The organism is Bradyrhizobium sp. 186, from assembly GCF_023101685.1.
In the GTDB taxonomy this organism is placed as follows: Bacteria; Pseudomonadota; Alphaproteobacteria; order Rhizobiales; family Xanthobacteraceae; genus Bradyrhizobium.
This window is the reverse complement of sequence record NZ_CP082164.1, coordinates 9,552,715-9,573,547: the sequence shown is the minus strand read 5'-3', so window position 1 is coordinate 9,573,547 and position 20,833 is coordinate 9,552,715. Positions and strand designations below refer to the sequence as shown.

Genomic DNA, 20,833 nt, shown 5'->3' with positions numbered 1-20,833 from the left:
GGGACGACGGTGGAGTTTGCCGATGGAGGGATTTATCCCCCCGCGCTCAATTCTGCGCGATCGAGCTCTTCCTCGATGCGATGAAACGCATCGTCGCCGATCACTTCGGTGGCGCGCAAGCTGAAGATCGATTTTCGCGCCGCTTCGATGGCGCGGCGGCGCAGCGGATCGGCGGGCAACTCGCTGTTGGTGATGCCGCCGTTGGGATCGTCGTCCGCCTGCATCAGGATGGCGCGATATTCGAGCCGGAGGATTTCCGCTTCCTCCGACGGATCGTCCTCGATCGCGTCGAGCGCCGCGCGATATGCGATGGCGCGTGCGCGGGCGACCTCGACGCCGACGGGATCGTCGTCCTTGAGGCCGAACGCCAGGATCAGCGGCCGCAGCGTCAGGCCCTGGATCACCAGCGAGCCCAGCACCACTGCAAACGCGATGAAGACGATGAAGTCGCGATAGGGAAAATTTTCAGGCAGGGCAAAGGCGGTGGCGAGCGTGACCAGGCCGCGCATGCCGCACCATGCGATGATCAGGCCGCCCTTCGGCGAGGCGACGGCCTTCGGATCTTTCGGATGATAGATCCCGTGCGCGATCAGCACGCGCAGCGTCGTGCGGTAGAACGTTACCCAGGCGAGCCGTACCAGGACCACGGTGAGCAGGATCCACGCCGCCGCCACGCAATATTCCCAGCGCACCTCCTGGTCGAGCCGCGTCCAGATCGGCCGCATCTGCATGCCGATCAGCATGAAGGCCAGCACGTTGAGCACGAACACCGTCGTCTCCCACACCGCATAGGACGGCACCCGCAGCCGTGCCGGCATGCTCGCCGGCGCGGTGCGCGCGATGGTGATGGCGTAGACCACGATGGTGAGGATGCCCGACAGCCCGAGATGCTCGGCGGCGATCCAGACCATGAAGGTGGTGGCGAACTGCACGATGATCGCGCTCGGCACCTCGGTCACCCGCCGCATGAACAGCGGGATGATGCGGCCGGCCAGAAGTCCGGCGAGGACGCTGCCGACCAGCCCCAGCGCGATCGTCGGCGCGACCTCGCTCCATTTCAAATGCTCCATGGCGATCGCACCGACCGCGATGCGATAGATCAGCAGCGCACTGGCGTCGTTGAGCAGGCTTTCGCCCTCCAGGACTTTCACCATACGGTAGGGTAGCTTCACCTGGCTCAGGATCGCGACCGCAGCCGCGGCGTCCGGAGGTGCCACGATCGCACCGAGCGCAATCGCGGCGGCCCACGGCAGGTCCGGCATCAGCCAGTGCGCGACCAACGCGACGCCGGCCGTGGTCATGCCGACTGCGGCCACCACCAGGGTCGAGACCGGAACCCAGTTGTTGCGGAGATCGCGCAGCGAGGTGTCGAAGGCGGCGTCGAGCAGCACCGGTGCGACAAAAAGCGCCAATGCGAGGTCGGGCTCCAGCGTCCAGGACGGGCTCGACGGGATGAAGGCGATCAGCGCGCCGCCGATGGCGAGAAAGGTCGGGTAGGGGACCTTGATCCGCCGCGCCAGCGCCGATAATGCAACGGCGCCGAGCAGCAGCGCGATGATCCATTCGAATGTCGACACGTGAGAGCCCTGAAACCGATTTGAGCGACGCCATAAGCTAGCATCAATCCGGCCGTATGATGGATAGTAAGGCCACAAAGCAAGGCTTCCGACTGCAACAATGCGTTCTTCCGTCCTGATCCAAATTTCCGGCGCCGTGCTGCTTTGCGCGCTCTCGCTCGGTACAGCCCATGCGGCGACCGGCGGCGAGCCGGCCGCGGTCCCGCAGGTCGATATCGCGGCGTGCCTCGCGGCGAGCGCGGCCGATGACATCGACAAAGCCGGGCCGGCTTGCGCCGCGGTTATCGACAACGAGAAGACGGCGAAGCCCGACCTGATCAAGGCCCTGATTGCGCGCGGTGCCCTCTATGCGCGGCGAGACCAGATCGACCGCGCGATCGCCGACGACAGCCGTGTGCTGGAGCTCGATCCCGCGCTCGCCGATATCTTCAACGCGCGCGGCGAGCTCTGGCTGAAGAAGGGCGACCGCCCCAAGGCCGTGCAGGATTTTGGCGCGGCGCTGAAGATCGATCCGAACCATGAGAAGGCCAAGGCCAATCACAAGGCGATGGCGCGCGAGCTCGAGCGGATCGGGGCGCAGATGGCGGTCGCCGGCAAGCCCAGCTTCAATTGCGGGAGCGCGCGCCGTGCTGTGGAGAAAGCGATCTGCGCCAACCGCGAGCTCGCCGACCTCGACCGCGAGGTTTTTGCGGCCAACGCGCGCGTGTTGCGCGAAGCCCGCAATGCGAGCGAAGCCAGGACGCTCCAACGCGAGCAGGACGATTTCATCGCCCGCCGCAACGCCGAGTTTGGGCGGCCGGGGTACGATCTGAAGAAGGCGATGCAGGAGCGCTTGGTACGGCTGAACGGGGCGGATGGATATTGAGGCGGTTTTCGCCTCTCTCCGCTCGCAGCGCTCTTTTCAGCTTGAACCGCGGCCCGTTCCCGGGAAGATACCCCTCAAACAAGGCCGGCATTTGATCCTGGTCATGGCGGGACGAATGTCCTGTCGTCAGGGCAAGGCCAGGCCAATAAAGGGAACGGGAGCGCAGGCATGAAAGTCCAGGGAAACTTCGACGGAAAGAGCAGCTATCACGAGATTTACGCGCGCTCGCTGGCCGATCCCGAGGGCTTTTGGGCTGAGGCGGCCAACGAGATCGACTGGATCGCGCCGCCGAAAAAGATCTTCGACCCCTCGCAGGGCGTCTACGGCCGCTGGTTCAGCGGCGGCGTCGTCAACACCTGCTATAACGCGCTCGACCGCCATGTCGAGCGCGGCCGCGCCGACCAGGTCGCGCTGATCCATGATTCGCCGCTGACCAACTCGGTCACCAAATTCACCTATGCCGAACTGCTCGCCGAGGTCCAGGCGCTCGCCGCGATCATGCAGGATTTTGGTGTTACGAAAGGCGACCGCGTCATCCTCTATATGCCGATGGTGCCTGAGGCCGTGGTCGCGATGCTGGCCTGCGCGCGCATCGGCGCGGTGCACTCCGTGGTGTTCGGCGGCTTCGCGGCGAAAGAGCTCGCCACCCGCATCGACGACGCCCAGCCGAAACTGATCCTGTCGGCAAGCTGCGGCATCGAGCCCGGCCGCATCGTGCACTACAAGCCGCTGCTGGACGAAGCGATCAGGCTCGCGGGCGTGAAGCCGAAGGCCTGCATCGTGCTGCAACGTCGGCAGCACATCTGCGACCTCGCGCCGGGCCGTGATTACGATTGGGCGAGCCTGCGCCGCAAGGCGATGAACGACGGCAAGAAAGCCCCTTGCGTACCGGTCGCCGCCACCGATCCGCTCTACATCCTCTACACGTCAGGGACGACCGGCATTCCCAAAGGCGTCGTGCGCGACAATGGCGGCCATCTCGTCGCGGTGAAATGGTCGATGTTCAACCTCTATGGCGTCAAGCCCGGCGAGGTCTGGTGGTGCGGCTCCGACATCGGATGGGTGGTCGGCCACAGCTACATCATCTACGGTCCGCTGCTGCACGGTGCGACCTCGATCATGTACGAGGGCAAGCCGGTCGGCACGCCCGATGCCGGCGCGTTCTGGCGCGTCATCAGCGAGCACAAGGCGGTCGCCTTCTTCACCGCGCCGACTGCGTTCCGTGCCATTCGCAAGGAGGATCCGGAGGGCAAGTTCATCGGGCAGTACGATCTCTCGACATTCCGCACGCTGTTCCTCGCCGGCGAGCGCGCCGATCCGCCGACGGTGGAATGGGCGGAGGCGCAGTTGAAGGTGCCGGTGATCGACCATTGGTGGCAGACCGAGACCGGCTGGTGCATCGCCGGCAATCCAGTCGGCTTGGGCATGCTGCCGGTCAAGCACGGCTCGCCGACGGTGCCGATGCCGGGCTACCAGGTCGACGTGGTGGATGAAGCCGCAAAGCCCGTCGGTCCCAACACAATGGGCTCGATCGTCATCAAGCTGCCGATGCCGCCGGGCTGTCTGCCGACGCTGTGGAATCAGGATGAGCGCTTTAGGGAGGCTTACCTCACTGAATTCCCCGGCTACTACAAGACGTCGGACGCCGGCTACAAGGACGAGGACGGCTATGTCTTCGTGATGGGCCGCACCGACGACATCATCAACGTCGCCGGCCATCGTCTCTCGACCGGCGGCATGGAGGAGATCTTGGCCTCGCACCCGGATGTGGCCGAATGCGCCGTGCTCGGTGTCAAGGACGCGATCAAGGGCGAGGTGCCTTGCGGCTTCCTGGTGCTCAAGGCCGGCGTCAAGCGCACGCCAGCCGAGATCGAGAAGGAGATCGTGGCACTTGTGCGCGACAGGCTCGGCCCCGTCGCCGCCTTCAAGCTCGCCATCACCGTCGGCCGCCTGCCCAAGACGCGCTCGGGAAAAATCTTGCGCGGCACCATCAAGAAGATCGCCGACGGCGAGGCCTGGACCATGCCGGCGACGATCGAGGATCCCAAGGTGCTGGATGAGATTGGCGAGGCGCTGAAGGGGAGGGTGTGAGCCAGAGCGCTCTGCCCGTGGGGCGCGACGCCGTTGCTCCGACTTCCGCTGTCATCGCCCGCGAAGGCGGGCGATCCAGTATTCCAGAGGCGGCGATGCTAGAGCCGAGAGGTCGCGGAGTACTGGATTCCCCGCCTTCGCGGGGAATGACAGCGAGCGCGGAGCGGCGTCTGCGGACTTACATTTTCCTCATTCCGCGCTACACAGTGCCGGCAAATAAGGGACCTTGTATGCCGCTCTCCACTGCGCCGCGCCTGCTCGCAGCCGCATTCCTCGCTATCGCTCTCTCCGCCTGCTCCGCGCGCTACCAGACCCCGGTGGCGATGGGCGGTGACGATGATGACGCGGTCTGCCAGAGCCGCGGCTACGTGATCGGCTCGCCCGAATACGTGGCCTGCCGCAAGGATCGCGACGTCCAGCGCAACGCCGCGATCACCCGCTCCGACCGCCGCCAGCGCGATCTCGGCGAGTACATGCTGAATCATCCGGAGCGGCCGTAGGCGCGCCTCTCGCGATCGTCGTCCGTTACCCGGCCACAAACAAAAACGCGGCGGGTTGGCCCGCCGCGTTTAAATCGGATTCGATAGCGAACGAAGAGAAGAGGATTACTCCTCCTCTTGGTCCTGCTTCTTGCCGCCGAGCGTCTTCAGCTTGGCGAACACGGCGTCGACATTGAGGTCGTCGCTGGATCGCTCCGCCGGCTCGAACTCGTCTTTCTTGGTGGTCTCCGAGGCCGGCAGCAACGTCGCGCCGCCATAGGCTGTGTCGATCGGCTTTTCCTTGGCCGCGCGCGCCACCTCGAAATCGAGCTCGATCTGCGAGCAGAGACCGAGGGTCACGGGATCGATGGGCGTCAACGACGACGTGTTCCAGTGGGTGCGGTCGCGGACGCTCGCGATCGTGCTCTTGGTCGTGCCGACCAGGCGCATGATCTGGGCGTCCTTCAACTCGGCGTGGTTGCGCAGCAGCCAGAGGATGGCGCTCGGGCGCTCATGGCGGCGTGAGACCGGGGTGTAACGCGGGCCCTTGCGCTTGGGCTGGGGCGGCAGCACCACCTTGCTCTCCTGGAGGCGGAGCCGGGCGTCCGGGTTCTTCTCGGCCTTCTCGATCTCCTCGCGGGTAAGCTGGCCGTTGGAAATGGGATCCATGCCCTTGATGCCCTGCGCGGCGTCGCCGTCCGCGATCGCCCGGATCTCCAGGGGGTGCATCTTGGTGAAATCGGCGACCTGGTCGAAGGTCAGCGCGGTGTTGTCGAGCAGCCAGACGGCGGTCGCCTTGGGCATCAGAGGTGCGTTGCTCATGGCAAATCTCCTTTGTGCTTCGCCCACCCCTTTTGGAGGCGAAACCGGTGGTCATCAGCGATGACTGGGAATTCGCGCTATATAAGCCCGGAGGGGGTAGCCACGCAATGGTTCTGCTATAGATAGTGCCTTGACAGCGCCCGAAAGGGGGCCCAATTCCCTGTAAGCCCGTACCTAAGCCCTATTCCATCCATCGACCGCTTCCCGCCCATTTGGCGAGGTGATTCGGTCCCGAGATTGCTCAATGTCAGCCAAACCAGACCTCAAGATCGTGCTTTGTTCTCCACGCGGCTTCTGCGCCGGGGTGGTCCGGGCGATCGACACCGTGGAACGGGCGCTCGATAAATACGGCGCTCCCGTCTATGTTCGTCATGAGATTGTGCACAACAAGTACGTCGTCGACGGGTTGAAGAAGAAGGGCGCCATCTTCGTCGAGGAACTCGCTGAGATCCCGGTCAACACCACGGCCCCCGTGGTATTCTCGGCCCATGGCGTGCCGAAGTCGGTTCCGGCCGACGCCCAGTCCCGCAATTTGTTCTCGCTGGACGCGACCTGCCCGCTGGTAACCAAGGTGCACCGCGAGGCGGCGATCCACTTCAAGCGCGGCCGCGAGATCTTCCTGATCGGCCATTCCCATCACCCCGAGGTGGTTGGCACGCTCGGCCAGCTTCCGACCGGTGCCGTGACCCTGATCGAGACCGCCGAGGACGCCAAGACCATCACGCCGAAGGACCCCAACAACATCGCCTTCGTGACCCAGACCACGCTGTCGATCGACGACACCGCGGAGATCGTGGCACTTCTGAAGGAGCGCTTCCCGAACATCAACGGGCCGCACAAGGAAGACATCTGCTACGCCACCACCAACCGCCAGCTCGCGGTGAAGAAGGTGGCGCCGGTGGTCGACGCGCTGATCGTGGTCGGCGCGCCGAACTCGTCGAACTCGCAGCGCCTGCGCGAAGTCGCCGAGCGCGAGGGCTGCGCGATCGCCGTGCTGGCGCAGCGCGCCGCCGACCTCGACTGGAAGCGGTTCGAAAACATCACCAGCCTCGGCATCACCGCGGGTGCCTCGGCGCCGGAGGTGATCGTCGAAGAGATCATGGACGCCTTCGCCGAGCGCTTCACGCTGCATGTGGAGACGGTCTCGGCCGCGGAAGAGAACGAATTCTTCCCGCTGCCGCGTTCGGTGCGCCCCGAAGCCGCCGCCGAGTAGACCTTTATGGCGGTCTACACCGACGTCGCCGCCGACGAGCTTGCGGATCTCCTGAGCCAGTACGATCTCGGCGAATTGCTCTCCTACAAGGGCATCGCCGAGGGCGTCGAGAATTCAAACTTCCTGCTGCACACCACCAAGGGCTCGTTCATCCTCACGCTCTATGAGAAGCGCGTGGAAAAGAACGATCTGCCGTACTTCCTCGCGCTGATGACCCATCTCGCCGAGCACGGCATCAACTGTCCGCTGCCGGTGAAGGCGAAGGACGGCGAGGCGCTGCGCGAGCTGGCGGGACGCCCGGCTGCGATCATCACCTTTCTCGAAGGCGTCTGGCCGCGCAAGCCGAATGCGACCCATTGCGCCGGCGTCGGACAGGCGCTGGCGAAGATGCATCTGGCCGGCGCCAATTTCGCGATCAAGCGCGCCAACGCGCTGTCCGTCTCCGGGTGGCGTCCGCTGTTCGATGCTGCTGCTCCGCGCGCCGACGAGGTGCAGCCGGGGCTGCGCGCGTTCCTCGCCGCCGAGCTCGATTATCTCGAGAGCGGCGTCTGGCCGAAGCAGCTGCCCGAAGGCGTGATCCACGCCGACCTCTTCAACGACAACGTCTTCTTCCTCGGCGACCAGCTCTCGGGGATCATCGACTTCACCTTTGCCTGCAACGATATGCTGGCCTATGACGTCGCGATCTGCCTCAACGCCTGGTGTTTCGAGCCGGATCATTCCTTCAACGTCACCAAGGCGCGCGCCTTCCTCAATGCCTATGGCCGTGTGCGGAAACTGTCCGAGGCGGAAGAGGCCGCGCTGCCGTTGTTGGCGCGCGGCGCCGCGATCCGCTTCCTGCTGACGCGGCTGGTCGACTGGCTCAACGTGCCGGCGGGCGCACTGGTGAAGCCGAAGGATCCGCTGGAATATGTCCGCAAGCTGCGCTTTCACCAGAGCGTTTCGAGCGTGCGCGACTACGGGCTGATGCCGTCAGGACTGGTCGCGTGAGCGAGCTGCCCAATGTCATCATCTATACCGACGGCGCCTGCTCGGGAAATCCCGGGCCCGGCGGCTGGGGCGCGATCCTGAAGTTCGGCGACAAGGAGAAGGAGCTGAACGGCGGCGAGCGCCACACCACCAACAACCAGATGGAGCTGATGGCGGCGATCTCCGCGCTGGAAGCGTTGAAGAAGCCGTGCACCGTCGATCTCTACACCGACAGCCAATATGTGCGGCAGGGCATCACCGGCTGGATCCACGGCTGGAAGCGCAACGGCTGGCGCACCGCCGACAAGAAGCCGGTCAAGAACGTCGAGTTATGGCAGCGCCTCGATGCCGCCCTGAAGGCGCACGAGATCCGTTGGCACTGGGTCAAGGGCCACGCCGGCCACCCCGAAAACGAACGCGCCGATCAGCTCGCGCGCGACGGGATCGCGGTGGCGAGGTTGCAGCAGAGGGTGAGGGAGTAGCGAGAGCGCTCGCTCTCTCCCACGCTCGGCCGTCATCGCCCGGCTTGACCGGGCGATCCAGTACGCCGCGGCCTCTCGATTCAACAACAACTGTCTCTGGAATGCTGGATGCCCCGCTTTCGCGGGGCATGACAGCGTCGGATGTGGCTGAAAGCGATCTCGCCTTACAGCTGCCCCAGCAGCGTATCGCCGCCGGAGACCTCGACCTTACCGGGCATCGCCTCGAGGTTCAGCTTCTTGACCACGCCGTCCTCGATCAGCATCGAGTAGCGCTTGGAGCGGATACCGAGGCCATTGGCGGAGGCGTCGAGCTCCATGCCGATCGCCTTGGTGAAATCAGCATTGCCGTCGGCGAGGAAGGTGGCCTCGTCGCGCTGGTCGGTGTCGCGCTTCCAGGCGTTCATGACGAAGGCGTCGTTGACGGAGACGATGGCGATGCTGTCGACGCCCTTGTCCTTGATGGCATAGGCGTTGAGGAAGATGCTCGGCAGATGCATCTTGTGGCAGGTGCCGGTGTAGGCGCCGGGCACCGCGAACAGCGCGACCTTTTTGCCCTTGAAGATATCGTCGGTGGTCTTCACCTGCGGACCTTCCGCCGTCATCACGCGGAATTTCGCCTCGGGCAGTTTTTCGCCAATCTGGATCGCCATCGTCAGTCTCCCTGAAAATCGGTCCTGCTTTTTAGACTGTGCGGCGGGCCTGCACAATATTGCCGGCAAGAGAAGCGACATGCGAAGCAGCGAGAGCACCGGCCCTTCACGGTCATGTCATCAGCCGGAAAAGCCGCCACTATCGAGGAAGGCCTGCTCGTCCGGCGTGGTCTCGCGTCCCAGCAGGCCGTTGCGGTGAGGGAAGCGGCCGAACCGGCGGATGATATCGGCATGCTCCTCGGCGTATTTCAGGTTCTTCGGCATTGTCGGTGTCTTGAAACAGCGCGACGCAGTGCAGCTGGTCGTGCAGGTGCTCGGAATGCATCAGGGGCATGTAGAGGAATTCGAGCAGGCCGGGGTCGATCCTGCGATCTGCGCCCCGATCGATGGCGCGGCGGGCGACGTCGCGCGCCAGCGCATCGCTGGAGAAGGCGCTGGCGTCGCCGCGGAACATGTTGCGGGGAAACTGGTCGAGCACGATGACGAGCGCCAGCGCACCGTCATCGCTTGCCTCCCAGGACGCCAATCCGCCGGCGGCCGCCTTCTGCCACAGCGCGAGGAAGCGGCGCCTGATGTCCGCGTCGAACGCATCGTCGCGCTTGTACCAACGGTCGCGACCGGCTTCGCGCCAGAAGGCGAGAATGTCCGCCGGCTTGATGTCGCCGAGCTCTGGCATGAACCAAGGCGCGCTTACGCCGCCTCGGCCTTCTTCTCGTCGCGGAGCTGCCGTCGCAAGATCTTGCCGACATTGGTCTTCGGCAGGTCGGTGCGGAATTCGATGTGCTTGGGCACCTTGTAGCCGGTGAGCTGCCCGTGACAGAACTTGATCACTTCTTCCGCGGTGAGGTTCGGGTCCTTCTTGACCACGAAGGCCTTCACCGCCTCCCCCGACTTGGAGTCGGGGATGCCGATCACGGCGCATTCCAGCACGCCCGGATGGCTCGCGATCACTTCCTCGATCTCGTTCGGATAGACGTTGAAGCCGGAGACCAGGATCATGTCCTTCTTGCGGTCGACGATCTTGGTGTAACCCCTCTCGTCCATCACGCCGATGTCCCCGGTGCGGAAATAGCCGTCCGCCGTCATCACGTTGGCGGTGTCTTCCGGTCTGTTCCAATATCCCGACATCACCTGCGGGCCCTTGGCGCAGATCTCGCCGGGCTGGCCCAGGGGCACCTCGTTGCCGTCGTCGTCGCGGATCGAGATCCAGGTCGAGGGCACGGGGATGCCGATCGAGCCGGAGAAATCGGTCGTGGTCGCCGGATTGCAGGTCAGTGTCGGCGAGGTCTCCGACAGGCCGTAGCCTTCAGCGATGAAGCAGCCGGTCACCGCCTTCCACTGCTCGGCGACGGTGCGCTGCACCGCCATGCCGCCACCGTTGGAGATCTTCAGCTTGGAGAAGTCGAGCTTCTTGAAGTCGGGATGATGCATCAGCCCGTTGTACAGCGTGTTGACCGCCGGGAAGCTGTTGACCTGGTACTTCGCCAATTCCTTGACGAAGCCCGCGATGTCGCGCGGGTTGGGAATCAGCAGATTGCAGCCGCCGGCGCGCACCGCGAGCAGGTAGCAGGCCGTCAGCGCGAAGATGTGGTAGAGCGGCAGCGCGCAGACGATCATGAGCTGATCGACATGCGGAGGCGCGGCGATCGCCGGCTGGAGCCAGGCGTCGTTCTGCAAGACGTTGGCGACGATGTTGCGGTGGAGCAGGGTGGCGCCTTTGGAGACGCCGGTGGTGCCGCCGGTATATTGCAGGAAGGCGACATCGCCGGGCGACAGCTTCGGCTTGTTGAACGTCGCACCGCGGCCGGCCGACAGCGCGTCGTTGAAGGACACCGCGCCCGGCAACGACCAGGCCGGCACCATCTTCTTGACGCGGCGGACGACGAGATTGACGATCACACCCTTGAAGCCGAGCAGGTCGCCCATGCTGGCCACGATGACATGCTTCACAGCCGTCTTGGCGATCACCTGCTGGACGGTGTGGGCAAAGTTCTCCAGCACGATGACGGCTTCGGCGCCGGAATCCTTGAGCTGATGCTCGAGCTCGCGCGGCGTGTAGAGCGGGTTGACGTTGACCACCGCGAAACCGGCGCGCAGCACGGCCGCGGTCGCGACCGGATATTGCAGCACGTTCGGCATCATGATCGCGACGCGGGCGCCGCGCTGGAGCCCACGGCCTTGCAAATAGGCAGCAAGCGCGACCGACATCTGGTCGAGCTCGCGATAGCTGATCGACTTGTCCATGCAGATGAACGCCTTGCGGTCGGCGAACTTGGCGAAGCTCTCCTCCAGCAGGTCGACCAGCGATGCGTATTGGGTCGGCTCGATGTCAGCGGGCACGCCGGGCGGATATTGCTTGAGCCAGATGCGCTCCATGGAAACTCCCCTCTCTTGACCTGAGCCCGTTGTGTCTCGGGCTTGCCTATTTGCCGGCAGTATCGAGCCTGCCGGAACTGGTGGCAAGCGTTCGAGGCTTAGGACAAAGGCCGGGGGGTGGCTACCGGAATCGCGGCAAGCGGCGCTGCCGCAGCTGCGAAGTGCGGGCGTGGTCTCGTGTCGAGCAGCCGTTAACTGTTGTTGGGCGCGGGCTTGGCCGCAGGCTTGGTGGCCGCCTTGGGCTTGGCCGGCTTGGCCGCCTGATCGCCGCTTACAGCAGGTTTTGCCGCCGCATCGGGCTTGGCCGCGGCATGCTTGCTCGCGGCCGGCCTGGCTGCGGTCTTGGTGTCGCTCTTTGTACCGCTCTTGGCGTCACCCGGCTTGGCATCCGGCTTTGCCGCAACCGGCTTGGTATCCTTGCCGGCGTCCTTGCTCGTGTCCTTGGGCTTGTCGGCAGCGTCAGGCTTCTTGGCGACGCGCGACTTCTTGCCACGCGGTTTCGGGGTCACCTGCTGGTCGGCATCGGCCGCGACCGCCGCGATCAGGGCGGTGCCGGTGCGGGTCGGGCCGGTATACACCAGCACGGGCTCTGCGGACGCCGCCGCCGAGGCCATCAGTTCGGAGGCCTTCATCAAGGGCGGCTGAAGGCCCGCGGTGAAGAACGTCACCTGGGCTTCGCCGCCGGTGGCCGAGGCCGATCCGGTGGTGCCGCCATTGGTTGCGATCAGCGCGTCGTCATCGTCGCTGGCCGGCCGCTTGCGGTGGCCGCCGCACATGTCGTCGCGCAGGTTCGGCGGCGAGGCATCGACCGGCACGAGGTTTTCGACGGTGCCGAGCGACGGACGCAGCCACGACAGATTGTCCTGCGAGAAGCCGCGCTCGAGCAGCTGCGCCGCCTTCACCGCGCGCGCGGTGCCGGAGTTGGCGCCGAGCACCACCGCGATCAGCCGGCGGCCGTTGCGCGTGGCCGATGCCACGAGATTATAGCCGGAGGCGCAGATGAAGCCGGTCTTGAAACCGTCGGCGCCGGGATAGCGGCCGATCAGCTTGTTGAAATTGCCTGTGACGCGCTTGCCGAAGCGGATCGCCGGGATATGCACGAAGGATTCGTATTCCGGCAGGTCGCGCAGGAACGAGCGTGCCAAAATTCCGAGATCCCGCGCGGACGTGATCTGACCGTCGGCCGGCAGACCGTTGGGGTTGACGTAGCTCGTCTGCGTCATGCCGAGCTTCATCGCGGTATCGTTCATCATCGCGGAGAAGCCGTCGATCGACCCGCCGACGCCTTCGGCGAGCACCACGGCCATGTCGTTCGCCGACTTCACCAGCATCATCTTCAGCGCGTTGTCGACGGTGAGCTGTGTTCCCGGACGGAACCCCATCTTCGAGGGCGATTGCGAGGCCGCTGTCGGCGATACCGTGAGCAGCGTGTCGAGTGTGAGCTTGCCGTCCTTGACCGCCTTCAGCGTCACATAAGCGGTCATGATCTTGGTGACGGAGGCCGGATACCAGGGAATGGTCGCGTTATCCGCCTGCAACACCTTGCCGCTGTCGGCTTCGATCAGGAGCAGCGCTTCCGCGCTCGCCGCGCGCGGTGCAAGCAGCGCAGCACATGCGAGTGCCGCGGCGAACAGGTTGAACAAAGAGAGGCGAAGCAGCAGGCGAAGTGCGTGCACTATCCGATTTCCGGTCCTTGGAGACCCGCCGGTTCCGGGCGGCTCTCGTGATCTGATCGTCGGTTTCTGAAATCCAGCGTCGCCGCTTGCGGCGTCGCAAACCTATACCGGCTGGTGCGTCGAGAATAGGGGCTTCGGGCGGGTATTCAGCGATGAAATAGGCCGAATTTCGACAGTGCTATGGGGACTTGGCCGCAGTCGCAGCAGCCTCAGCCGCTGTCACGCTGGCCCGTGCATTCTCCTGAACCATGAACTGCGCCCTGGCGAGTTCGGCAAAATGGCCGCCTTTGACCACGAGTTCATCGAAAGTTCCGCCTTCGATCACGCGCCCGTTCTCGAACACCAGAATCCGCGTGGCATTGCGAATGGTGGAGAGACGGTGGGCGATCACGAAGGTGGTGCGGCCCTTCATCACTTCATCGAGAGCGGCATTCACCTTGGCCTCGGTGACGGCGTCAAGCGCGCTGGTCGCCTCGTCCAGGATCAGGATCGGCGGGTCCTTCAGCAGCGCGCGCGCGATCGACAGCCGCTGTCGCTCGCCGCCGGAGAGCATGCGGCCGCGCTCGCCGGCATTGGTCTCGAAGCCGCCGCTGCGATCGATGAATTCGAGCGCCTGCGCGCGTTCCGCCGCCTTGCGCATCTCGGCTTCGGTCGCATCCGGCTTGCCGACGCGCAAATTCTCCGCGATCGAGCGATTGAACAGCAGCGCCTCCTGAAAGACCACGCCGATGTTCCGCCGCAGCGACGTCAGCGTCACGCCGCGCACGTCCATGCCGTCGATCCTGATGAAGCCGGATTGCGGATCGAAGGCGCGATGCAGAAGCGCGATCGCAGTCGACTTGCCGGCGCCGGTCGCGCCGACCAGCGCGATGGTCTGGCCGGGCAGCGCGGTGAAGGAGAGGTCCTCGACCGCCGGCCGCTTGCCGTCATAGGAGAAGGTGACGTCGTTGAACTCGACGAGGCCTGAGAGGCGCCCGGCATCGATCGCGTCGGGCCGGTCGTGGACCGCGGGCACCGCATCGAGCACGTTGAAGAACTCGCGCAGCCGCGGCGCTTCCATGAACACGTTGTTGATGAAGCTCACGACCTGCTCGAGCTTCTGGATCAGAAGCGTGGCGAAGCTCACGAACATCACGATCTCGCCGACGGAGGTGAGCCCCTGATCGTGCAGCGCGATGCCGAGCGTGAAGATCGCCAGCACCGTGATGGTGGTGGAGGCGCGCGTGATAACGGTGACGAGCGCCCACCACGACAGCACCGGCATCTGCGCCGCGAGCAGCTGATCAGCGACGGAGCGCAAGCCCTTCACCTCGGATTCGACGCGTACAAAGCTCTGCACCAGAGCGACGTTGCCGAGAGCGTCGGAGGCGCGCGCGGACAGCTCGCTGTAATGCTCCTCGACCTCCATCTGCATGCCGAAGGTCCTGCGCACGACGAAGGTCGTCAGCGCGGTGAACACGATGCAGAGCACGAACAGCAGGATCGCGAGCCGCCAGTTCAGATAGAGCGACAGCGGCAGCAGCACCACGACCGACAGGATCGCGGCAAAATGCTCGCGGAAGAAGCCGAGCCACAGCCGCCACAGCGCGTCCGTGCCGTTGAGCATCACCTTCATCAGCCGGCCGGAATGGGTGCCGGAGTGGAAGGTCAGCGGCAGTTGCAGGATGTGCTCGAAATAGCTGGTCAGCACCGCCTGGCGCTGGCGGTGGGAGAGCCGGTCGGCCTGCAGCGCGACAAGCGCACTGCAGGCGATGGTGAACAGCCCGAACGCGACCCAGGCGATCAGGAATGGCCAAGCCGAGCTCGATCCGGCCTCCGTCTTGCCGGAGAGCACGTCGACGATGCGGCCGAACAGCACCGGCTCGGCGAACTGCGAGCCCGCAAGCAGGAGATTGACGACCGCGAGCAGCCAGCCCAGCCGTGCCTCCTTGCCGAGCAGCTCGAGAACGCGAGTGTAGAGGCGAAAAATGGACATGAGATACGCTTGACCGCGGGAAGGTCGTCAGTCAACCGACTGAAGAGTCGCAAGACTACACTGGTGTGGACGTCTCAGGCCACCTTCAAGGTGGGGATATGGCTCACGTCCACCGTCTGTTCCGCGTGCCAGGTGTCGTAAGCGGCCTGCATCCGGACCCAGATGCCGGCGCCGCCTCCAAACAGCTTTCCGACGCGCACCGCCACCTCCGGCGATAGCGGCTTCTTCTCTTCCATGATGTCGTGAAGATGCTGCCGCGAAATGCTCAAGAGGCGCGCGATCTCGACCTTGGTCTTGCCCGAGGCCGGCAGCATGTCTTCGCGGAGCACTGCACCGGGATGAACGGGACAGCGACGCGGATTTCTCTTGGCAGGATATTCGGCCATGGCGCTCTCGGCTCAGTTAGTGATGTTGCTCGAAATCGACCCGATAGGCCTCACCATTCTCGAACTCGAAAGTGATGCACCACGGTCCATTCACATGGACCGTGTACCAAAGGTCAAGATCTGCGTCTCAATTGATCAGCCGCCCCTGCACCGGCGGCAGGAAGCGGTCGTCGAAAATATCGCCCGCGGCGGGCCGCTTGCGGAATTTGAAGTCCTGTGCGACCTGGTCGATCGAGCGCTCCAGGCGTGCCGGGTCGATCCCGCCGAGGCCGTTGCGACGGACCTCGTCGGTCAGAATGTTGTCGACGAGCACGGTGCGCAGGCGTTCCAGCTCCAGGTCGCGGTCGCCATCGTCGATGCGGCTTGCGGCCTCGTCCCCCGCACGCGCGGGCTCCTTGACGGTCGCGTTGATGCCGGCGATCAATGCGCGGACAAATCCTTTCACCGCGTCTGGCTTCGCCGCGGCGAAAGCGGGATTGGCGATCACGGCAAAGCCATAGGCCTCGCAGCCATAGTCGGCATAGCGCAGCACGACGAGATCGCTCCCCGGTACGCCGCGGTCGCGCAGGTTGACCGCCGAAAGATAGCTGAAGCCGGCCACGGCATCGACCTGTCCCGCGGAGAGGATCGGCTCGCGTACCGCTGCGCTCATCTTGTGGAATTTCACATGCGCGGTATTGATGCCGTTCTGCTGCGCCAGCGCCGGCCACAGCCGCATCGACAGGTCGCCGTCGGCAGCGCCGACAGTCTTGCCGTCGAGATCGGGCAAGAGGTGGACGCCGCGGCTCCTGCGGGCGACGATCGCGTAAGGCGCGCGGTTGAACAGCACGAACACCGCCTTGACCGGCGCCGCATCGTCCTTGTCGCGAAAGCGGATCAACTCGTTCATGTCGACGAGCGCGAGCTCGCTGTCGCCCTTGGCGACGCGCGCAATTGTTTCCGGCGATCCCGCCGCGGTGTTGAAGGACACGTTGAGACGCTCGGCGCCGAACCTGCCGTCTTTTGCGGCGAGGAAGAACGGCGCCATGCTCGCATCGAGCGGGCGGTCGAAGGTGAAGTGGATCGCCGCGGACGGCGCGGCGGTCTCGGCCGCATTGACCTCGCGTGCGGCGAGGGTGGCAAGCGAGATCGAAAGAGCCAGCAGGCAGCGGAGGACGATTGTCTTGAATCCCAACATCAGTCGCGCCGGTCCCGCATTGTGGTTTCATGACGCTCGCAGCGCCGGCTGGCGATAACTCTGTCCGCGCCAACATGAACGGCGGATGAGCGGCGGTTGCGTCACGATCACGCAACCCCGTTCAGCTTGTGTTGGGGTTGGGGAACCCAACATGGGATGCGGGTGTTTGAGAGACATGAGCCTGTCTCCAGGCGCCATTGGAGGTCCCAAGGAGGGTCCAACACATGTTTGACAGATTTTCGAAGTTTGCCGGCCGCAAGGCCGTCCTTGCTACCGCCGCAGTGCTGGCGCTGACCGCGGTCGCCCCAACCGCCTCGTACGCAGGCGGCCGCCATTGGCATGGCGGCGGCGGCGCGGCGGCTGCCGCAGCCTTTGCCGGCATCGTCGGCACCGGGCTTGCAATCGCGGCGACCCGCAACGCTTACGCCTACGACGACGGGCCGTACTATGGCGGTCCCGCCTATTACAGCGGCCCTGCCTATTACAGCGGGCCTGCCTACTACGGCAACGGCCCCTATTACGGTCCGGGCCCGAACTACCAGTATCAGCGTTACGGCGGCACCGCTCCGTCCGAGCTCTGCGGCCAAGGCTACTACACGAACTGCTACTAGCTTTGGCCACCAACGATTGACCACAACATGCCGTCGCGCTTGCCGCGGCGGCTTGTTTCTTGCTTTTTACGTCGGGCGTTAACGCGCTCGCCATTGGTTTAGAGTAGTTTCGAGTACCATGAGTGATTCGCTTGAGCGGCTATATCTGGCTGTGCTCGCGGCCAGGGACCTTGATCCGGCAACATCGCGCACCGCGCGGCTGTTTCAGCGTGGTCCTTCCAAAATGGCGAAAAAGCTGGCCGAAGAGGCCATCGAGGTCGTGATCGATGCGGTCAACGGCGATAGCGAAGCCGTGATCCGGGAAAGTGCTGACCTGCTCTACAATCTCACCGTGCTCTGGGCGTCGGCCGGCGTGCGCCCTGAGGACGTTTGGCGCGAAATGACGCGGCGGGAAGACATGCTCGGCATCGCCGAGAAGCTGCCGAAGTCGCCGATGAAGCTGCCCAAAGTTGCGTCACCGCGCGTTGCCGCCAGGCGGCCGATTGTCGCGCTGGAGGGGCGGGTGGCGCGCAAGCGCCACTAGAAACGTCACAAATCGCCTCAATCTCGGCATGGACAAATCCGCCCCATGGTGCTTCATCGCGGCGCCATGCTGAAACGTATCTACGACTGGTGCATTGACGCCGCCCATAAGCCCTACGCGCTCTGGATCATGGGCGCCGTGGCTTTCGCAGAAAGCTCCTTCTTTCCCGTCCCCCCGGATGTGATGCTGATCCCGATGTCGCTGGCGCGCCCGCAGCGCGCCTGGGTCTATGCGGCGGTCTGCACTGCGACCTCGGTGGTTGGTGGCCTGCTGGGCTACGCCATCGGAGCGCTGCTCTTTGACTCGGTCGGCCACTGGCTGATCCAGGTCTATGGCCTCGGCGACAAGGTCGATGCCTTCCGCGCCTCCTATGCCGAGTGGGGCGCGGTGATCATCCTGCTCAAGGGCCTGACGCCGATCCCTTACAAGCTCGTTACCATCACCTCGGGCTTTGCCGGTTACAATATCGGCCTGTTCATCCTGTGCTCGATCGTTGCGCGCGGTGGACGTTTTTTCATCGTGGCGATCCTGCTCAACCGCTATGGCGACTGGATCCGGGTCAGGATCGAGAAGCATCTCGGATTGTGGGTGGCGATTGGCGCCGCGGTGCTCGTGCTGGGCTTCGTGATCGCAATCAAGCTGATCTAGGACGTCGGCGCTTTGCCACCGCGCCGGCTTCGGCTACGGTTGCCGTCATGATGGTTCGATCCGGCAATCCGGCGGTGCGGCTGGGGACGCTGACTTCAGCGATGCTGCTGCTCCTGGTCGGCTCCGGCGCGACCGGATGGCCGCAATCGGCATCGCCGCAATCGACATCGCCTCCGCTCGGCTTGCAGGAGCAGGGACCGCCGCCCTCGACTCCCGCTTCACCGGCGCCGCCGCCGCGCGAGGAGAATCTCGGGCTGATCAACGAAATGGGCAAGCTGTTCGACAAGCTGCCCTCGATCCTGCCGCCGATCAAAAGCCCGAGCGAGACCATGAACGACCTGTCGCGCCTGGCGACGCCATCCACCATGGTGTCAGGACGCATGGCCTGCCCGGCCTCGCAAAACGGCGCGCCCGACTGCAAGCAGGCTGCCGACCAGCTCTGCCAGAGCAAGGGCTATCGCGAAGGCAAGAGCCTGAACGCCGACTCCGCCGAGAAATGCTCGGCCAAGGTTCTGATCCCGGGCCGTGTCCGCAAGCCGGACGATTGCCGCACCGATACGTTCGTCACCAGCGCGCTGTGCCAGAACTGATGCGATGACGCCGCGCGCGAGTAACAAGGAGCGCCCATGAGCCGCACGGAGCAGGACTTCCTCGGACAGCGTGAGATCGCCGACGACATCTACTACGGTGTCCAGACCATCCGCGGGAAGGAGAACTTCCACATCACCGGCATTCCGATGAGCCAGGAGCCTTACTTCGTGAAGGCGCTTGGCTACGTCAAAAAGGCCGCAGCCATGGCCAACCGCGACCTCGACGCGGTCGACGCCAAGGTCGCCGACGCGATCATCCTGGGCTGCGATCGCGTCATCGCCGGCGACATGATGGATCAGTTCGTCACCGACTTCATCCAGGGCGGCGCCGGCACCTCGACCAACATGAACGCCAACGAGGTGATCGCCAATCTCGCGCTGGAGTCGCTCGGCTTCGCCAAGGGCGACTACCAGCACGTCAGCCCCAACGATCACGTCAATTACGGCCAGTCGACCAACGATACCTATCCGACCGCCTTCCGCCTTGCGCTGATCCTGCGGCTCGAGAGCTACATGACCGCGCTGCGTCAGCTCCAGGAGGCCTTCTTCACCAAGGGCCGCGAATTCGACCGCGTGCTGAAGATGGGCCGCACCCATTTGCAGGACGCCGTGCCGATGTCGCTCGGCGCCGAATTCCGCGGCTGGGGCACCACGATGGGCGAGGAAGTCGACCGCATCTCCGAGGCGCGTGCCCTCTTGCGCGAGATCAATCTCGGCGCCACCGCGATCGGCACTTCCGTCACCGCGGCGGCGGGCTATCCCAAGCTCGCGGTCCGGCACCTGAGCGCGCTCACTGGCGTCGACTTCGTGCTCGCCGGCGATCTCGTCGAGGCGACGTCGGACACGGGTGCCTATGTGCAATTGTCCGGCGTGCTCAAGCGCACCGCGAGCAAGCTCACCAAGATCTGCAACGACATTCGCCTGCTCGCCTCGGGCCCGCGCGCCGGCTTCAACGAGATCAACCTGCCGCAGCTCCAGCCAGGCTCCTCGATCATGCCGGGCAAGGTCAATCCGGTGATCCCCGAGGTCGTCAACCAGACCAGCTTCCTCGTCATCGGGCTCGACACCACGGTGACGCTTGCCGCTTCCGCCGGCCAGCTCCAGCTCAACGTGATGGAGCCGGTGATCTCATTCGCGCTGTTCTTCTCGATCCGCACCATGGAGCGGGCGGTCAACAGCCTGCGCGAGAACTGCGTGCTCGGCATTACCGCCAACGAGGAGCACACCCGCAACATGGTGCTCAACTCGCTCGGCATCGTCACCGTGCTGAAGCCGCTGCTCGGCTACAAGCAATGCGCCGAGATCGCGCGCGAAGGCTACAAGAGCGGCAAGTCGCTGCACCAGATCGTGGTGGTCGAGCGCAAGCTACTAACGCAGGAGAAATGGGACGAGATGTTCTCGTTCGAGCGGCTGATCAATCCTGATTTTATTGCGTGAAGGTTCATCGTGCGCAGGCATCAGTCATTCCGGGATGCGCCGACAGGCGCAGGCCCGGAATCCATCATGCCTCAGCGTAAATGGCGAGATGGATCCCGGGTTCGCGCTTCGCGCGCCCCGGAATGACGAAGCGGGAAATTCAGTGTACTTGCACGGCGAATTCCGCGCGTTGGAATTGCGGTAACGGCGTCCGCCGGGCGGCGGGAAAACGCAATACTTGACAGTGGAAAGATTGCCTTGTTGGTATGGCTTCCAGCTTTCGATTTTGTCTGCCAAAAAAGGATCG

19 protein-coding genes and 2 pseudogenes are annotated in these 20,833 nt (G+C 64.5%); 11 read left to right on the top strand and 10 right to left on the bottom strand.

Translation table 11 applies throughout. The features are described 5' to 3' along the window. Window positions 1-32: 32 nt before the first annotated feature. Window positions 33-1,577, bottom strand: a complete 1,545-nt coding sequence (locus tag IVB18_RS45670) for a sodium:proton antiporter (RefSeq protein WP_247986598.1) — start codon at window positions 1,575-1,577, stop codon at window positions 33-35. A 100-nt stretch (window positions 1,578-1,677) separates the two neighbouring features. Between IVB18_RS45670 and IVB18_RS45665 the strand changes: the two genes are divergently transcribed. The 3 genes from IVB18_RS45665 to IVB18_RS45655 all read left to right on the top strand — a co-directional run bounded on the left by IVB18_RS45665 (window position 1,678) and on the right by IVB18_RS45655 (window position 5,033). Beyond that, complete coding sequence (locus IVB18_RS45665; protein ID WP_247986597.1) at window positions 1,678-2,442, top strand: tetratricopeptide repeat protein; 765 nt, start codon at window positions 1,678-1,680, stop codon at window positions 2,440-2,442. A gap of 168 nt (window positions 2,443-2,610) precedes the next feature. Beyond that, a complete protein-coding gene (locus IVB18_RS45660; protein WP_247986596.1) occupies window positions 2,611-4,533 on the top strand; it encodes a propionyl-CoA synthetase in 1,923 nt (640 codons plus the stop codon). A gap of 230 nt (window positions 4,534-4,763) precedes the next feature. Beyond that, window positions 4,764-5,033 (top strand): hypothetical protein, encoded by a 270-nt coding sequence (locus tag IVB18_RS45655; protein ID WP_247986595.1) that lies wholly within the window; start codon window positions 4,764-4,766, stop codon window positions 5,031-5,033. Between the two features lie 105 nt (window positions 5,034-5,138). Here the strand turns inward: IVB18_RS45655 and IVB18_RS45650 are convergent, their stop codons facing one another. Further along, window positions 5,139-5,834, bottom strand: a complete 696-nt coding sequence (locus tag IVB18_RS45650) for a cell cycle transcriptional regulator TrcR (RefSeq protein ID WP_247986594.1) — start codon at window positions 5,832-5,834, stop codon at window positions 5,139-5,141. Window positions 5,835-6,078: 244 nt separating this feature from the next. Between IVB18_RS45650 and ispH the strand changes: the two genes are divergently transcribed. The 3 genes from ispH to rnhA are packed head-to-tail and all read left to right on the top strand — an operon-like array spanning window position 6,079 to window position 8,498. After that, a complete protein-coding gene (gene ispH, locus IVB18_RS45645) occupies window positions 6,079-7,047 on the top strand; it encodes a 4-hydroxy-3-methylbut-2-enyl diphosphate reductase (RefSeq protein WP_247986593.1) in 969 nt (322 codons plus the stop codon). Between the two features lie 6 nt (window positions 7,048-7,053). After that, a complete protein-coding gene (locus IVB18_RS45640) occupies window positions 7,054-8,037 on the top strand; it encodes a homoserine kinase (protein WP_247986592.1) in 984 nt (327 codons plus the stop codon). Then, on the top strand, window positions 8,034-8,498 hold the full coding sequence (gene rnhA, locus IVB18_RS45635) for a ribonuclease HI (RefSeq protein ID WP_247986591.1): 465 nt from the start codon (window positions 8,034-8,036) through the stop codon (window positions 8,496-8,498). Before IVB18_RS45640 ends, rnhA begins: the two co-directional genes overlap by 4 nt. A gap of 164 nt (window positions 8,499-8,662) precedes the next feature. Here rnhA and IVB18_RS45630 read toward each other — a convergent pair whose 3' ends face one another. The 8 genes and pseudogenes from IVB18_RS45630 to IVB18_RS45595 form a co-directional block, all read right to left on the bottom strand. Next, window positions 8,663-9,148 (bottom strand): peroxiredoxin, encoded by a 486-nt coding sequence (locus IVB18_RS45630; RefSeq protein WP_247986590.1) that lies wholly within the window; start codon window positions 9,146-9,148, stop codon window positions 8,663-8,665. Window positions 9,149-9,268: 120 nt separating this feature from the next. After that, window positions 9,269-9,824 (bottom strand): annotated as a pseudogene (locus IVB18_RS45625) (DUF924 family protein). Between the two features lie 14 nt (window positions 9,825-9,838). Next, on the bottom strand, window positions 9,839-11,524 hold the full coding sequence (locus tag IVB18_RS45620; RefSeq protein WP_247986589.1) for a long-chain fatty acid--CoA ligase: 1,686 nt from the start codon (window positions 11,522-11,524) through the stop codon (window positions 9,839-9,841). A 191-nt stretch (window positions 11,525-11,715) separates the two neighbouring features. Beyond that, window positions 11,716-13,200, bottom strand: a complete 1,485-nt coding sequence (locus IVB18_RS45615) for a D-alanyl-D-alanine carboxypeptidase family protein (RefSeq protein WP_247986588.1) — start codon at window positions 13,198-13,200, stop codon at window positions 11,716-11,718. A gap of 178 nt (window positions 13,201-13,378) precedes the next feature. Beyond that, window positions 13,379-15,175: a glucan ABC transporter ATP-binding protein/ permease gene (locus IVB18_RS45610; RefSeq protein WP_247986587.1), complete on the bottom strand. Its 1,797-nt coding sequence runs from the start codon at window positions 15,173-15,175 to the stop codon at window positions 13,379-13,381. A 74-nt stretch (window positions 15,176-15,249) separates the two neighbouring features. After that, a complete protein-coding gene (locus IVB18_RS45605) occupies window positions 15,250-15,561 on the bottom strand; it encodes a HigA family addiction module antitoxin (protein WP_247986586.1) in 312 nt (103 codons plus the stop codon). A gap of 16 nt (window positions 15,562-15,577) precedes the next feature. Next, window positions 15,578-15,667, bottom strand: a pseudogene (locus IVB18_RS45600) (plasmid maintenance system killer protein); the annotation flags it as partial. A 21-nt stretch (window positions 15,668-15,688) separates the two neighbouring features. Further along, window positions 15,689-16,738, bottom strand: coding sequence for an ABC transporter substrate-binding protein (locus tag IVB18_RS45595; RefSeq protein WP_247986585.1), 1,050 nt, complete (start codon window positions 16,736-16,738; stop codon window positions 15,689-15,691). A 224-nt stretch (window positions 16,739-16,962) separates the two neighbouring features. Here IVB18_RS45595 and IVB18_RS45590 point away from each other — a divergent pair, with 224 nt between their 5' ends. From IVB18_RS45590 to IVB18_RS45570, 5 genes are all read left to right on the top strand, one after another. Next, window positions 16,963-17,349, top strand: a complete 387-nt coding sequence (locus IVB18_RS45590) for a hypothetical protein (protein WP_247986584.1) — start codon at window positions 16,963-16,965, stop codon at window positions 17,347-17,349. A gap of 118 nt (window positions 17,350-17,467) precedes the next feature. Beyond that, window positions 17,468-17,872 (top strand): phosphoribosyl-ATP diphosphatase, encoded by a 405-nt coding sequence (gene hisE / locus IVB18_RS45585; protein ID WP_247986583.1) that lies wholly within the window; start codon window positions 17,468-17,470, stop codon window positions 17,870-17,872. Window positions 17,873-17,917: 45 nt separating this feature from the next. Continuing rightward, window positions 17,918-18,520: a YqaA family protein gene (locus IVB18_RS45580; protein ID WP_247986582.1), complete on the top strand. Its 603-nt coding sequence runs from the start codon at window positions 17,918-17,920 to the stop codon at window positions 18,518-18,520. Window positions 18,521-18,567: 47 nt separating this feature from the next. Continuing rightward, window positions 18,568-19,110: a hypothetical protein gene (locus IVB18_RS45575; RefSeq protein WP_247986581.1), complete on the top strand. Its 543-nt coding sequence runs from the start codon at window positions 18,568-18,570 to the stop codon at window positions 19,108-19,110. Between the two features lie 36 nt (window positions 19,111-19,146). Continuing rightward, on the top strand, window positions 19,147-20,547 hold the full coding sequence (locus IVB18_RS45570) for an aspartate ammonia-lyase (protein WP_247986580.1): 1,401 nt from the start codon (window positions 19,147-19,149) through the stop codon (window positions 20,545-20,547). Window positions 20,548-20,833: the final 286 nt, after the last annotated feature.

What these genes read in the sequence shown, in the direction of transcription:
- IVB18_RS45640 (WP_247986592.1), top strand. Translation starts at nt 7,054, where the DNA reads ATGGCGGTCTACACCGACGTCGCCGCCGACGAGCTTGCGGATCTCCTG.
- IVB18_RS45630 (WP_247986590.1), bottom strand. Translation starts at nt 9,148, where the DNA reads ATGGCGATCCAGATTGGCGAAAAACTGCCCGAGGCGAAATTCCGCGTG.
- ispH (WP_247986593.1), top strand. Translation starts at nt 6,079, where the DNA reads ATGTCAGCCAAACCAGACCTCAAGATCGTGCTTTGTTCTCCACGCGGC.
- hisE (WP_247986583.1), top strand. Translation starts at nt 17,468, where the DNA reads ATGAGTGATTCGCTTGAGCGGCTATATCTGGCTGTGCTCGCGGCCAGG.
- IVB18_RS45570 (WP_247986580.1), top strand. Translation starts at nt 19,147, where the DNA reads ATGAGCCGCACGGAGCAGGACTTCCTCGGACAGCGTGAGATCGCCGAC.
- IVB18_RS45595 (WP_247986585.1), bottom strand. Translation starts at nt 16,738, where the DNA reads ATGTTGGGATTCAAGACAATCGTCCTCCGCTGCCTGCTGGCTCTTTCG.
- IVB18_RS45575 (WP_247986581.1), top strand. Translation starts at nt 18,568, where the DNA reads ATGATGGTTCGATCCGGCAATCCGGCGGTGCGGCTGGGGACGCTGACT.
- IVB18_RS45620 (WP_247986589.1), bottom strand. Translation starts at nt 11,524, where the DNA reads ATGGAGCGCATCTGGCTCAAGCAATATCCGCCCGGCGTGCCCGCTGAC.
- IVB18_RS45650 (WP_247986594.1), bottom strand. Translation starts at nt 5,834, where the DNA reads ATGAGCAACGCACCTCTGATGCCCAAGGCGACCGCCGTCTGGCTGCTC.
- IVB18_RS45590 (WP_247986584.1), top strand. Translation starts at nt 16,963, where the DNA reads ATGTTTGACAGATTTTCGAAGTTTGCCGGCCGCAAGGCCGTCCTTGCT.
- IVB18_RS45655 (WP_247986595.1), top strand. Translation starts at nt 4,764, where the DNA reads ATGCCGCTCTCCACTGCGCCGCGCCTGCTCGCAGCCGCATTCCTCGCT.
- IVB18_RS45605 (WP_247986586.1), bottom strand. Translation starts at nt 15,561, where the DNA reads ATGGCCGAATATCCTGCCAAGAGAAATCCGCGTCGCTGTCCCGTTCAT.
- IVB18_RS45610 (WP_247986587.1), bottom strand. Translation starts at nt 15,175, where the DNA reads ATGTCCATTTTTCGCCTCTACACTCGCGTTCTCGAGCTGCTCGGCAAG.
- IVB18_RS45580 (WP_247986582.1), top strand. Translation starts at nt 17,918, where the DNA reads ATGGTGCTTCATCGCGGCGCCATGCTGAAACGTATCTACGACTGGTGC.
- IVB18_RS45660 (WP_247986596.1), top strand. Translation starts at nt 2,611, where the DNA reads ATGAAAGTCCAGGGAAACTTCGACGGAAAGAGCAGCTATCACGAGATT.
- IVB18_RS45665 (WP_247986597.1), top strand. Translation starts at nt 1,678, where the DNA reads ATGCGTTCTTCCGTCCTGATCCAAATTTCCGGCGCCGTGCTGCTTTGC.